Origin of the sequence: Vibrio rumoiensis, assembly GCF_002218045.2 — a bacterium.
GTDB lineage: Bacteria > Pseudomonadota > Gammaproteobacteria > Enterobacterales > Vibrionaceae > Vibrio > Vibrio rumoiensis.
The window spans coordinates 193,533-207,589 of the sequence record NZ_AP018685.1 but is presented as its reverse complement, the minus strand read 5'-3'; the positions used below and the strand labels follow the sequence as shown (position 1 = coordinate 207,589).

The window sequence follows — 14,057 nt, the reverse complement described above, 5'->3', positions numbered from 1 at the left end:
TATTAATTTACTTTTTACCGAAATTTAGAATTCATACTTAGGAGTCGTTTATGTCTATTCATGTTAAAAATAATATCCACTGGGTTGGCCAACGTGACTGGGAAGTGCAAAATTTCCATGGTACAGAATATAAAATCACACGTGGCACCAGCTATAACAGCTACCTAATTAAAGAAGAAAAAACCGTTTTAATCGATACAGTCGATCATCGTTTTAGCCAGCAGTTTGTCCAAAACTTAGAAATGGAAATTGATCTGAACCAGATTGACTACATCGTTATCAACCATGCTGAAGAAGATCACGCCGGAGCTTTAGGCGCGCTATTAGCCAAAATCCCTAACACGCCAATCTATTGTACTGAGAATGCCGTTGATTCGATCACTGGTCACCACCACCAGCCTGATTGGAACTTTAATGTGGTTAAAACCGGAGACAGCATCGATTTAGGTAATGGCAAAGCGCTTGTATTTGTCGAGTCTCCAATGCTGCATTGGCCAGATAGCATGATGACCTACATGACCGGAGATGCTGTGCTATTTAGTAACGATGCATTTGGTCAGCACTATTGTGATGAACACCTATTTAATGATGAAGTCGATCAGGTTGAGCTTTATGAGCAATGTTTACGTTATTACGCCAATATCCTGACACCATTTAGCCCATTAGTAACATCTAAAATCAAAGAGGTGCTTAGTCTTGAGCTACCTGTTGATATGATCGCAACGGCTCATGGTATTGTATGGCGCGATAACCCAACTCAAATTATTCACCAATATCTAGAATGGGCGGATAACTACCAAGAAGATCGTATCACTTTATTTTATGACTCAATGTCGAACAACACACGCATGATGGCTGATGCTATTGCACAAGGCATTAATGATGTTGATCCAAATGTGGCGGTGAAAGTATTTAACGTCTCTTTGCACGATAAAAATGAAATCTTATCTAATGTATTCCGTTCAAAAGGTATCTTGGTTGGTTCTTCTACCATGAACAACGTCATGATGCCTAAAGTAGCTGGCATGCTAGAAGAAATCACAGGATTACGCTTTAAGAATAAAAAAGCTGCGGCATTTGGTAGCTATGGTTGGAATGGCGGAGCAGTTGACCGTATCCACACCCGCTTGATGGATTGCGGCTTTGAAACAGTAATGAGTAAGAAAACCAAATGGCGTCCTGATGGCAAAGCAATGCAAGAATGTCGTGATTATGGTCGTCAAATAGCCAAAGAATGGGCACTGTATGATCTATCTAATGTGAGTCATTCTGCGCCTAAAAACGTCACCAATATTATGGTAAATAAGGCTGCTGCTCAATCGATTAATCATACTCAAGCTGCCAATGTGATTGAACCCGCAATCGAACCGACAACTGTCGAGCCAACGAATAGCAAAAACTCGTCAGCCGAAGATCAGCAAGCAATGTTATGCACCGTTTGCCAATGGGTCTATGAGCCTGAACTTGGTGAGCCCAACCAAGGTGTTGAACCTGGAACAACTTGGGCAAAAGTGCCTGAAGATTTCTTATGCCCTGAGTGTGGCATTGGTAAAGAAGTGTTTGAACCTTGCACAAGCACATTAGGCAACAATATCGATAAAGATAACCAATCTCAGGTGGCGTAATGAGTAATCCAATTATGATCATAGGCAGTGGTTTCGCTGCCTATCAATTAGTGAAGGCATTACGCCGTTCAGATAAACAAACCCTAATTACAGTAATTACCACTGATGATGGCCATGACTACAATAAGCCCGATCTTAGCCATGTGTTTACCAACAAACACATGGCTGATGCGCTTATCCGCCAAACTGCAGATAACTTCGCACAAGATAATGAGATCACAATCTATACCCAAACCAAAGTGGAAATGGTTGATCGCCACGCACAAAACGTGACAACAACCAAAGGTGATGTACTTAGCTATTCAAAACTGGTATTGGCGACCGGCGCTTCAACTTTTATTCCAGCGATGAATGGCTCAGCGGCTAAAGAGGTGATAACACTCAATAGCCGTATAGAGTATCAAGCAGCGCAGCATAAACTGGACCAAGCAGAACATGTACTCATTATTGGCGCAGGATTAATTGGCACAGAACTGGCAATGGATCTTTCAACATCAGGTAAAACAGTGTCGGTTGTTGACCCTTGCGACAGCGTCATGCAAACCATGTTACCAGATGCCATTTCTGCTCCTTTACAGAAAAAGTTAACCCAAGATGGCGTAAAGTTACATTTAAATAATACCGTGCAAGCACTCGAACAAACGGATTTTGGCATAGAGGTTATTCTTAGTTCTGGTGAACAATTTCTTGTCGATAGTGTTATTTCCGCTTCAGGGATCAAGCCCAATATCCAACTAGCACAACAGACTGGCTTATCAGTAGATAAAGGCATAGTAGTCAATCGTCAATTACAAACATCCGACTCAAATATCTATGCACTTGGTGATTGTGCTCAAATTGAGAATAAAGTTCTTTCATATCTGCAGCCAACCTTATTAAGCGCCAACGTATTAGCTAAAGTCTTATTACAACCCGAAAGCTTATTACAAACAGCAGGCCCAGCAGCAACGTTAAAATTGCCGGCTATGCTAGTAAAAGTAAAAACGACTAATTTTCCAATTCAATTAGCAGGACAAACTGGTCAATCCGTACCAAAGTGGTCGATTGAATTAGATCCGGAAGGCATCACTGCACGTGCATTTGATGACAATAATGAACTAGTGGGCTTTGTCACCACACAAAACCACATGAGTAATGCGTTGAAAATGCTCAAAACATTACCAACATTACTGTAGTTCAAGAGAGAGAGAAGATATGAAAGTGCTCAATCATTATATAAATGAACTGAAAGCATCATGGGAAAAATGGTCAGCAAACATGGTGAACCGTCGAAACCAACATAAATCAAGAGAGTGCGAACTAGAATCCTCCTCACTCCACCATGAGCTTGCTTGTGAGTATTATCAGATAACAACCAAGTAAGTGTTTTTTGCTATACCGATACAACATAAGTGACCAATTTAAGGTTACTTATGTTGTTTAATATGCATTGCGATATTTAAAAAATCATCGTTTTGTGCAATGACAATAAAGTTTACCCGTAAGAGAGTTTTGAGACAAAAGAGTTTGCCCGTAAGTACACTCTCGTTTCAGTCTATTTTTCTTTTCAATGCCGTCAATCATAGGTCGATTGCTACACCGCTACACTTATCCCTTTTCCCTTAACTGTAGGCAGTTCAATGTTTGAATCTTCTTTTTTTTGACTTATGCATTGACTATCGATCCACCCCAAAAAATTTGTTACTACTAGCGGTATGTCCCTAGAATAAACAGGACATTTCGCATCAGGCCAATACTTAGATATAAAAACAGCAATAGATTCTATGGTCAAAGGGTATCTCCTATAAGAAACATCTTCATGAAGAACCCTTATGTCCCCGCCATACTCAATAACTGGATAGTATAAGCGCCATCGAACAATGCTTTGGCTAGCAAGACATGATTCAGACCATTTCATACGAGGACAACGATAACAATCATAGCTGTTAAATTTCCAAATCTTACTCTGAATCGCACGACGATCAAAAACACCAAAGTACACATTAACAGACTTAGAGTGTGCATTTAAAAAAGATCTTAATGCTTCATCACCAGAATCCCAGAAAGCATAAAATACAGACTCTAATCTAGAGGCACTTGATGACACCTTGTTCATATCCGAAGGTTTATATATATGCCGACTATTATTCATAGAAAGTAACATTCTCTTTGCGTTTGTAAATCCGAGTCTACAAGCTACATCATCAGTTATTCTTTTTCTGTTTCTAAACACCCAAAGATAAAACTTATATTCAAGACAACTAGCCATTACGATTGGTGACTCTTTATACTTCCTACGACTGGTACTTTTTATTTCCTCATTAATTTTTGAACCAGGTGGAACTCGACCAGACAGAATCGTTTTCAAAGCCCTCAAAGTTTGCGACCTGGAAGAACATGAAATTGTAAATACTTTATCACTATGAATACTACATGAATGGTTCCTAAACCATTCATGTTTTAAATATCCCACGCCATATTCAGCTATATTGTTTTTTATACAAGAATGACAATAGAAAATCTGGTTACCGTTATAAGGCCCTTCATTTTTATCGTTATTATAAAAGTAATATTTTATATGGTGCAAATAGTGGTCCGGACTTACTAAAAGCTGTCGCTCTCTCGATATAATACCATTCACTTCTAATAGTTCTGCTAGATCACTTTCGGAGTAGTTTCCCCCGATTTCAGATAATAAGTGCGACATTCATGGAAAGGTGTAGAAGAGGAAGCCAACTGCTGAAAGTGGTACGCTCTTCTCTCCAAAGAAACAAGCAGTACTACCATGAATTATCAGCAGTTGACCGAGGGCAGAAGATACCAGATTTCTGCTCTTTTGGAACGGGGAATTTCGGTTTCTGAAATAGCCAAAACCGTTCAGTGCCATCGCTCTACGGTATATCGGGAGCTTAAACGCGGCCGCAAAGGCAGTCATTATTGCCCAAGCGAAGCTCAGGCATTCTCAATCAAAAAACGCACATCAGCGCGTAAATACAGAATACCAAAGGAGCGTGTTGATTTTATCCGCCTCCTTCTAGAAGCAGATTGGAGTCCAGAGCAGATTTCCAGTGTATTAAATAGAGTCGGTGCCGCTGTCAGTCATGAGTGGATCTACCGATTTGTTGCGCAGGATAAACGCTTGGGAGGCAAGTTATATCGCCACTTGAGGCAAGGTCACAAGCGGTATCGTCGCGGTAGAAAAGAGAAAGCGCCAGCGATCAAGAATGCTGTTTCTATCGATGATAGGCCAAGCATCGTTGACAGTAAGGAGCGATTGGGTGATTGGGAAATCGACACCGTATTAGGTAAACATGGCACTGGTGCTATGGTGACCATTTTAGAGCGTAAAACTCGATTTTACGTGGTCAAGAAAGTGCCATCGAAGTCAGCAGATGATGTCACCCAAGCCACCATAGAGCTACTCATGCCTTATAAGGAACATGTCCATACCATCACGGCAGATAATGGGAGAGAGTTTGCAGGCCACGAAACCATCGCAAAGGCGTTGGAGGCTGATGTGTACTTTGCCCATCCTTATAGCTCTTGGGAGCGTGGAGCCAATGAGAATGCTAACGGGCTTTTAAGGCAATATGTGAAGAAAGGAACCGACTTAACAACGGTAACAGACAGCGATATTGAATTCGCTGTATCACGGATAAATTATCGCCCGAAAAAGTGTTTAGACTTCAAGCAACCAGCGATTGTCTTTAAAGAAATGGCATTGGCTGCTTGATATTGGAGAGTGTCGCACTTCGCAGTTGAATTCGGGCTTGATAAATCTGCAAGGTTAACTTTAGGATATAAATTTATATTGCCAGCTGTTGAAACTAGGTTTCCAATATCATAGGTACCATAGACAAGATAATTACGAAACAAAAAGCTAAAAAGTGTTTCGCCCTCAAATACTTTAACCACTGTAGATATTCGCTTCTCTACAAAGATGTCTCAGATAAAGATACATAAACACTTCCGGACAGGTATTAGGCCCAAAATCGTCATTGTATGACTTAGGGAGATGATCCAATGACGCCTCTATATAACAATGAAGGCAAGACTTGGTTCTTTTTTTATTACAGTAGTAAATGACCAAGAGTTCCTTCATATTTTCAATCAGATATTTTGATATTCATTAGTCGTATCTTGAAACTTTTTTGTAATCCCTATTGCGATTTATTTTTAAATATCATAGATTTCAGCTTGTATTCAATAATGCTTTAAGCGTTCAGATCCAGATTTCTATTAATTACTAGTAAATTATGCCGCATTACGGTTAAAGTTCTCAGCCTGCTCAAAAATTTCGTTATACACTTCATCACTGTCAATTGGTGGGTAAATTCATCTAAGTCAGCTCTTATTTTTCCATTTACTCAACCACACCACTAAGCAAAATTGCCAACTTAGCCTGAGTACTTTTCATAAACATATATGTACACTTCGGAACAAACCTTTGCCCAAAATCAGTGTACAACTACATCACACAAAGGTTTCATTCATATCACCTTCGTTACTTAAACTCAACTTCCACTGAAGCATAGTCCAAATATCTCTTTTATAGTCAATACTTTGATCATGCAAAAAACCATAAAGCAGATAAAACCAAAACCGCCACTCAGACTTTTTTATATCAGCAGGTTCACGTCTAACGGCTCTATTTAGTTGGCGAGTAAAGTCGTCAAAATCATCTTGATCGGTCAAGTTAAGGTCCCCTGCAATACGTTCGCAAAAATTGGTCACGATATGTTGTTCAACTCGTTGTGGAACTTCATAAAGCTCTTTCCACACATTAATTTTTGAAGTAATAGCGGCAGAAGCATTTGGAAACGTAACGGGCGATGCCGATAGCGGTGACTCCCAATCACCGCCTATGAAATCATCAAGTTCTAAGAAATATGGGACTATAATTGCAGACAGGTAACAAGACTCTTGCGAGGGTGGCAATGGATAGAATGCTTTCCGTCGACCGCGGCGGTCATTGAGAGCATCTTTTGCCCCTTTGGCTTTACTATTACAAGTGTGGCAGGTAGGAATAAAGTTACCCGGATGTGCAGAGTAGATTGGGTACTTATCCTTACAAAGGATGTGATCGTAATCGGCACGCCAGTTATCATCAGCACTTAACTCAATACGGTCTTGAGACAACAACTCCGTACCACATATATAGCATAAAGAGGTATTTTGGTTAGCCTGTCTAAATGCGCCGTAGTGCTGATTTATTGAACTATCACTTTGCTTTCGAGTACTACTTAACTTCATTGTTTGAGTAAATAAGTAAGTAGTCAGAGATTTAAAAGCCTCGAACAATTCCCTATCTTCTAATACCGGGAGCTGGACATTAAGGTTATCAAAATATCCGGCAATATCCTGCCCAGTTAAAACCAGATCATATAAGGCTTGCCTGTCACCGATGCCTGCCGGTAGTTCATTCCAAAGAACCTGAAATTTTTCTCTAGTCTTCTCATTAGTCCAACAAACACTTCTAATGTCTTCACCATCGAAGTGATACTCAGAAAAAAGGTTCTCATCAAATACACGAGTATGGATTGATGAATGAAGGAAATGTAGAAGCTCATTATTAAGTACTTCGAACACTGCACATTGAGGGGTATTAGGGTCAAGAGGGAATAACATCAGCTTTGCAACTTCCTTAGTAAATAAGCTTTTTCCATCGAATCACCTAGGTTGCTCTCTATCCATCTCCTTGCTTCTTGAATAGAAGCTTGATGATCATCTTTTGGAAGATGTTCTTTTACTGCTTCAACAACTGTTTGTGATATCAGAGAGCGTAAACCAAAGTGTTGCTTTATAAGCACGTCAAAGGAAGAACCATAAGTCTGCGTTCCAATTGGCTCCATTAAAATCTTGCCATGCTCATCACGCTCGAAAAACAGGATATCTTCTTTTTTCAAAGAGGAAATCATGAATGGCGAATGAGTAGAAACAAACACCTGAGAATTGTACTCCTGAGTGCCTAAAGCCTTGCTAAGATAGTGATGAAAATATGTTCTCCATGAAGGATTCAGATGAGTTTCTGGTTCATCAAATAAAAAGATCGCTTGCTCATCTCTAAAGACCACAGAAGTAGCAATGATTTGTATTAACTGGCTTTCTCCATCAGATAAATCGTCAAAATTAACCATCCGGTTATCGGATCCAGATAAATACAGCTTAATTACCGACAATGGTAATTTTGTTTTTAAAGGTTTTTTTAACGTTTCAAAGAAGTTATCACTTAACAACCTCTGTCGGGATACTCGTTGCCAATTTTTAATACCCAAAAGCTGTAACTTAAGCAAACGGAAAAACAGTACTCGAGGATCTCCATAATTATCTTCTTTAAGCTGACTAACCAAAGAAACATCTGTTAGATCTAACTCAATTTCGCCAGATAAGTAATCAAGTTCATAAGTATCATACTCCTCGGGAGTACTAGGCTTACCAATTCCTTTAAATTTATTCGTTCCTGCGACTCGAAGAAGCATTTTAATATCTTTAATAACATCTTCCTCGATGATTCCAACACTAAAATCATACTGCAAAACTAATTTATTAGGCTTATAAAAAGACAGTTCTTCCAATATGTTATCTATATTTTTTGTGGAAAAAACAGATAAACAAGCCAGCATGATACCAACGCAATCATAATCGAGGAACACCATGTTACTGATGGGAGTATCCGACTCTAAGATTTCATGTTCAGGGAAGAAATAATCAGAAAAACTACTATCAGGCTCTCTTAAACTGAAAATATGTGGGTACCTCGATAAGTATGACCGATTTATTTCAGCTCTGAGGGCACCTCCCTCGACATTTTCAAGAGCTTTCCTACGGCGATGTCTCACCCGCATAATCTCATAAAATTGCACAGCATTTTTCATAAAACTACGCTGTAAATTTTCATTCAAACCAGACGCATACCCAACCACATATGGCAATCGAATTTTGTCTATATCCAGAGAGTCATCTTCACCATCCGTCACTATATAACACTGTGGTTTTTTACTATCGATATCCAAAACAATTCGATAGGTAAGAGTTTCTGTTGTTGCAAAAGACCATGAAGAGAAGTTTGTTTTGGAGAAGTTAGACCCAACATCCACTTTGATTTGATAAATCAGTTCAAACCCAAACCCTAAGGAAGTTCTTACTTTAAAATCTTCTCGTTGTACTCTTTCCAAAAAAGCAAAAATTTCAGCAATTAATTCAAGTAACTGCGACTTTCCTGAACCATTAAGCCCAATCAGAGCTAGTATGTTGCCTTGCGTCTGGCTGAAATTAAAACTCTGATTAGCTAGTCCTTTATACTCACCATCCAAAGTTAAAGATATTAACTTCATTTTTGCAATTTCCTTCTATTTAGGATTGATATCACGACTATTCATCCGTCGAGGTATACCCTTGTTTTGGTGAGTTAGGCTTGTGAGGAAAAGCCATTTTTAGTCGTCCGTCAGAGACCATAGTCTTCAAATAGTTTTGCCGTAAACTTTGAGGTTTACGATCTAATAGCATTTCCAATACAGAGACGGATATATAATGCTCTCGACATAACTCAGTAATCAGAAACTTCATTGTCTCTGTATCTAATCGGTGCTGCTCTCTAGCTGGAGCACCTAAAGCGTTAAGTTGTTGTCGGAAAACCTCACTTAATGCTTCCAGACTATCAATAAATGGCTTATCGATTAATGCACTGATAAACCTACCTTTGCTGTCTCTAACATCACTAGTATCATCAGTGTTATTGTCGCTATGCGTTAAGTTATTAACTTTATGCGTTAAGCTGTCGACGTTATGCGTTAAGTTACTTGTTGGGGTTAACGCATTAGAAAAAACATCTTCAGGTGATGGAGGCTCCATTCCAGGTAAACTATACGATTTATCTCTTTTTTCTCCGCTTGCTACTAGAAAACCTTTATCAACAAGGCGAGGTAACGTTAAAGTGACGTCTCGTGAATGTTTACTGGTTAACTGGCAAGCACGCTCATGGTTAACCCAGCCTTCAATTGCTGCCGTTACAACGATCATTTGCTCAAGCTCATTCAGTGAATAGAAGCTATTACCAAACATCACTGCTAGCAGTTGAGTTACTTCTTCAGGGATAAGACTAGCCGTAGATAGCTCTAATAATGTTTGCTCTGATGGCTCATATTTTTCATACAGTTTCGGAGTTCGCCATTTAGCCCACTCCCAGCCACTATATATCTTAGGGATACCAGAACCCGCTCGTTCTCCCGCACCAATCATCAGAAACATCTGATGCATTCGGCGGTTACGACAATCACTTTCTCCGCCTTTCACTGCTATTTCAGGGGGAACGCGCATCAACCCAGGATTACGGAAACCAAACAAGTCAGGGCGTTTAACAATCAGGATAGAGCTACGTCCGGTGTAATCAGCATGAACGAGAGTGTTAACTAATGCTTCGCGGATAGCCTCATGAGCTTTTGAATCATCTAAGCGAATACCATCTTGAAGCTCAAATGGCACCTTTAAGTCAGTAACTAATTTCCGGTAGGTACGTCGATAGAAATCAAAGACATTTCCAGACCAAGAGCCATCGGGATAGAGACGGTCAATCCAGCGTTCAACACTGGCTTCATCTCGTTCTCTGTAATCAACAAAGTAATTGGGAACTGCATCCTGAATTGCATCCCAAGTGCCAAACATTAACACTCCCGCTAAAGTAATGCCTTCAACACCAGCCTGACGGTCTTTACGCCATCCACCCAGCTTTTTAAACAATTCAAACAGGTCTAATTCCAACCACGGATGTTGAGGCTTTGCTACAGCAAATAGGTTCTTGTATGCCTTCAAGCTATCCATATCGATATCAGTAAAATCAAAGCCGGTGAGAATCTTATCGTCCCGGCTATCCTCAACCTGTTCAGCCATCATCCGCTTAACCTGTTCCTCACTACAACGGTGGTCCCCCTCATGAAGGCGAGTGTACGTTTCCTTCATTGGCTGATTTTTCAGATAAACAGGCTTTTGGTCACGGCGTGCGGCCGGTATTTCTATCACTAATAAAGATTTGCCATCAATGGTAGCAACTTGAACGTTATCATCAGTCAGCAAATTCATATTTACCTTGGCGTTGTTACCTGCAATATCAAAAAGTTGCTTGCGAACCACCTCTATTGCTTCAATCCCAGCTAAGGTTAGTTGCCCTTTTTTCTCTCGAACACCAAGAACCACATAGCCGCCTCGAGAGTTCGCCATTGCACTGTACGTTGGCCAAAAATCATCTGGTAATTTACCTTTGCCATCTTGCCCTTGAGCTAACTTAAATTCTAACTCTGCTGACTCAGACAAGGTTTGAAGATCTACTAAATCCTGTATTTGAAACATATCGTTATCGCTTATCACCTGATGTTTTTACGAAGCTATTGTACGAACTCCAGATCTGAAAATGCATTTTTCCTAAATAAGAACCCTAACTATTGCTTTTTTGACTTAGCCGCTGCACGCTCTGCTTTAATCTTTCTCAGCAATGCTTCAGCTGAATTATCCGCCGAGATTAGTTCAGGGTTATCTTTACGCCATTGCTCGGTTAGTTCACCTCTGAATGCTTTGGCGAGAATAGACTGAGTGAGATTATTGATACGCTCTAATGCTTGATTAACCAGCTGTTCGGTTATATCAGCACCAGCAAAAAGCTTATTCACTCTTCTAACAATTTCATCAGCTTCTATAGAGGAACTTGGTTTAGCAAACTCAACATCTTTTATGTTCTGTAAATTTAGTCCTGGTTTACCACCACCATATGCCATCGCGTTGAGTTGTTTTCTTCCCGCATTTAGGGCTTTCAGAACAAGCTCAAAGAAAGCTGAATTTTCGGGGGATTTCAGTCTGATTAATGCTACATGTTGACTAATATATGCATCATCTAAATTAGTTTTTAGACGTGCACATTTCGTGACATTTGCCCCTGTAATCGTTACCAACAAATCATTTATTTGAACCTTCGTCCTTTGGCCCTCGATTTTATCAGGTAGCTGCACATATGCCGCATTTTGGATATTTAGCTCATCTGAATTTATATCCTGTGAGCGAATAAATAAAGCCCCAGAATCAGAATAATATTTAGCCCATCCACGAGAACCACTCGTTACATATTCAGACTCATTCCCGATAGAGCTATTAAGCCAAGATGCAGGAACCGTATAGCCGCAAAACTCAACATATTTTTCGTGCAGGCCTCTCCAATCCTCCGTCAACTTCCCGCTAACAGCGGCAGCCAGCACCGATTGACGAAATTGTTTCAGTGTTTCTAAAGTACTTTCAAGGCGAGCTTTGGTGGTTTCAACCTGAGCAAGTAAGGTATCGAGTTTTTCTGCAATAACTTTTTGTTCGGCTAGAGGGGGAAAAGGAACTTCAAAAGTAGCTACTTTTTTAGGTTGCGCTCTTGTTAGCGACCCTCCCACACCGGTGACATCAGCGCATAACATTGTTCTAAAATTTTCTGACCTAAAATACCAAGTCAAGAAATTACTATGGACGTTACTTTGGCGTATAACAATCCATTCAGAAGAAGCTATCTGCTTTAAACTATTGGAATGAGGAATACACCATACCCTGTTAATCCTTGGATTGATTTTGCAAACCAATACATCATCACAGTTTACAAATTGCTTGCTCGACCCAATGTCTTCGGCCTTCAATACTTCAGGTCTTCCTTCAGGGAAAATTGGAACGCTAAATAGTTCAAAAACATCACCCTGATGGTTTTTAGGCTGCATACTAGATGGCTTATAGTCGTTAATTTCTGATACAGTAGCTTTAATCCAAGCATCAGGTAATTTTGTAGGGGCCATTAATTTGCTCCTTTCAACGAAGCAAGTAAGCCATCTAGCTCACTCAATGCAACCTTTAATTCTTCTTTTGCCTCACTTGCCAATACACTTGGCTCCGGTAAACTTGAAGCGTCAACACTGTTTTTATCTTTTAACCAACTGATATCGAGTGAATCATCCTTAACTTCACTAATCCATTTGCGACTAAAACAGCGCCAACGGCTGTGCGCTAAATTATTATCAACATTTTGATTTTCTTCACTAGCTGACTTATCGACTTCAATTTCAAAAGCATCAAACGACCATTCACCCTCTTGACGGGGGCTTTGACCATTTGGATCGTCTCCATATACTTTTTCAAATGGTGCGAGATGTGAGTCATTAAATGGATTACGCTTACCGAAGTTATCCATGTTGGTACGTAAGTCATAAACCCAGACATTTTCAGTACAGCCATCTTCCTGTAACATGTTGTTTTTGCTACCTTTCGTGAAAAACAATACGTTGGTTTTCACACCTTGAGCGTAAAATATACCTGTTGGTAAACGCAGAATAGTATGAAGGTTACATTTGTTCATTAAATCACGACGAACATCCGTACCTACACCCGATTCAAATAAGACGTTATCGGGTAATACCACGGCGGCTCGACCGCCAGGCTTTAAATTGCGATAGATGTGCTGCAGGAACGCCAGTTGTTTGTTGCTGGTCGGATAGGTCAAATCATCACGAGTGATAGATGCCTCGCCACCTTTACTCGTACCAAATGGCGGGTTGGCGAGAATCACATCGGCTCTTTCGAGGCTTGCACCCACTTGCCCTAAAGCATTGCCTAAATGCACCACACCTTCATCATCACCTTCCATACCATGCAGCAAACAGTTCATTAATGCTAAACGGCGCGTAGAAGGAACCAGTTCAACACCAACAAAGGCTTTATCTTTTTGAAAACGTAACTCTTGATGAGTCAGATCAAAATAATCATCGGTTTGTTCACGAATGTAGCGATCGGCTGCGATTAAGAACCCTGCAGTACCCGCCGCAGGATCTTGAATCTTTTCACCTTTTTGAGGTTTGATACAACGCACCATCGAATCAATTAAATCACGAGGAGTAAAGTATTGCCCTGCACCGGATTTGGTTTCATTGGCGTTCTTCTGTAATAAACCTTCATACAGGTTACCTAAACCGTCTTTTTGCGCACTGAACCAGTCAATTTGATCCAGAGACTTAATCAACTGCTCTAAGTGGCGAGGTTCACGCAGGCGAGTCTGAGCATCTGCATAAATAGCACGAATCAGTGGGTCATTATGGATTTCCACTTCTTTAGTTGAACCTGGATTTTCAGGATCCGCTTCAACTCTCTTACCCGTAGATAGTGCAAGTAAGATAGCTCGATAATCATTCAGTAAATTGATGCCAGATTTGGTATTCAAATCCGTCCACTGACAACCTTGCGGCAAGGTGTATTTATCTAATACCTTAGCTTCTGTGTTCTCATGAACCATTTTAATAAATAGCAATAGAACCAATTCTGTTACATAGTCAGAATAGTTAATACCGTCATCACGCAGTACATCACATAGGTTCCAGAGTTTTTGAACGATATTATCGTTAGTCATTCTATTTCCTGATTTTTGGTTTGCATGGCAAGATGCCATGACAA

9 protein-coding genes are annotated in these 14,057 nt (G+C 40.1%); 3 read left to right on the top strand and 6 right to left on the bottom strand.

Annotated features, from left to right (window positions below; translation table 11 throughout):
- The first annotated feature begins 50 nt into the window (after positions 1-50).
- Together norV and norW are read left to right on the top strand one after the other, a co-directional pair.
- Positions 51-1,625: an anaerobic nitric oxide reductase flavorubredoxin gene (norV, locus tag VRUMOI_RS00925; protein ID WP_089139933.1), complete on the top strand. Its 1,575-nt coding sequence runs from the start codon at positions 51-53 to the stop codon at positions 1,623-1,625.
- The gene (norW, locus tag VRUMOI_RS00920; RefSeq protein WP_089139932.1) at positions 1,625-2,800 is read left to right on the top strand and encodes an NADH:flavorubredoxin reductase NorW; all 1,176 of its coding nucleotides are present in this window, start codon (positions 1,625-1,627) and stop codon (positions 2,798-2,800) included. Before norV ends, norW begins: the two co-directional genes overlap by 1 nt.
- 398 nt (positions 2,801-3,198) lie before the next feature.
- Here the strand turns inward: norW and VRUMOI_RS00915 are convergent, their stop codons facing one another.
- Positions 3,199-4,311: a hypothetical protein gene (locus tag VRUMOI_RS00915; protein WP_089139931.1), complete on the bottom strand. Its 1,113-nt coding sequence runs from the start codon at positions 4,309-4,311 to the stop codon at positions 3,199-3,201.
- Between the two features lie 78 nt (positions 4,312-4,389).
- Between VRUMOI_RS00915 and VRUMOI_RS00910 the strand changes: the two genes are divergently transcribed.
- A complete protein-coding gene (locus VRUMOI_RS00910) occupies positions 4,390-5,337 on the top strand; it encodes an IS30 family transposase (RefSeq protein WP_110410612.1) in 948 nt (315 codons plus the stop codon).
- Between the two features lie 740 nt (positions 5,338-6,077).
- Here VRUMOI_RS00910 and VRUMOI_RS00905 read toward each other — a convergent pair.
- From VRUMOI_RS00905 to VRUMOI_RS00885, 5 genes are all read right to left on the bottom strand, one after another.
- Complete coding sequence (locus VRUMOI_RS00905; RefSeq protein ID WP_089138818.1) at positions 6,078-7,232, bottom strand: hypothetical protein; 1,155 nt, start codon at positions 7,230-7,232, stop codon at positions 6,078-6,080.
- The gene (locus tag VRUMOI_RS00900) at positions 7,232-8,938 is read right to left on the bottom strand and encodes an AAA family ATPase (RefSeq protein ID WP_089138817.1); all 1,707 of its coding nucleotides are present in this window, start codon (positions 8,936-8,938) and stop codon (positions 7,232-7,234) included. The genes VRUMOI_RS00905 and VRUMOI_RS00900 overlap by 1 nt, the downstream gene beginning before the upstream one ends.
- 37 nt (positions 8,939-8,975) lie before the next feature.
- Complete coding sequence (locus tag VRUMOI_RS00895) at positions 8,976-10,946, bottom strand: RNA-binding domain-containing protein (protein ID WP_089138816.1); 1,971 nt, start codon at positions 10,944-10,946, stop codon at positions 8,976-8,978.
- An 89-nt stretch (positions 10,947-11,035) separates the two neighbouring features.
- Complete coding sequence (locus tag VRUMOI_RS00890; protein ID WP_089138815.1) at positions 11,036-12,412, bottom strand: restriction endonuclease subunit S; 1,377 nt, start codon at positions 12,410-12,412, stop codon at positions 11,036-11,038.
- Positions 12,412-14,013, bottom strand: a complete 1,602-nt coding sequence (locus VRUMOI_RS00885; protein WP_089138814.1) for a class I SAM-dependent DNA methyltransferase — start codon at positions 14,011-14,013, stop codon at positions 12,412-12,414. Before VRUMOI_RS00885 ends, VRUMOI_RS00890 begins: the two co-directional genes overlap by 1 nt.
- Between the last annotated feature and the right edge of the window lie 44 nt (positions 14,014-14,057).

Excerpts from the sequence above, each read along its gene's own strand:
- norV (WP_089139933.1), top strand. The coding sequence starts at position 51 with ATGTCTATTCATGTTAAAAATAATATCCACTGGGTTGGCCAACGTGAC.
- norW (WP_089139932.1), top strand. The coding sequence starts at position 1,625 with ATGAGTAATCCAATTATGATCATAGGCAGTGGTTTCGCTGCCTATCAA.
- VRUMOI_RS00915 (WP_089139931.1), bottom strand. The coding sequence starts at position 4,311 with ATGTCGCACTTATTATCTGAAATCGGGGGAAACTACTCCGAAAGTGAT.
- VRUMOI_RS00910 (WP_110410612.1), top strand. The coding sequence starts at position 4,390 with ATGAATTATCAGCAGTTGACCGAGGGCAGAAGATACCAGATTTCTGCT.
- VRUMOI_RS00905 (WP_089138818.1), bottom strand. The coding sequence starts at position 7,232 with ATGTTATTCCCTCTTGACCCTAATACCCCTCAATGTGCAGTGTTCGAA.
- VRUMOI_RS00900 (WP_089138817.1), bottom strand. The coding sequence starts at position 8,938 with ATGAAGTTAATATCTTTAACTTTGGATGGTGAGTATAAAGGACTAGCT.
- VRUMOI_RS00895 (WP_089138816.1), bottom strand. The coding sequence starts at position 10,946 with ATGTTTCAAATACAGGATTTAGTAGATCTTCAAACCTTGTCTGAGTCA.
- VRUMOI_RS00890 (WP_089138815.1), bottom strand. The coding sequence starts at position 12,412 with ATGGCCCCTACAAAATTACCTGATGCTTGGATTAAAGCTACTGTATCA.
- VRUMOI_RS00885 (WP_089138814.1), bottom strand. The coding sequence starts at position 14,013 with ATGACTAACGATAATATCGTTCAAAAACTCTGGAACCTATGTGATGTA.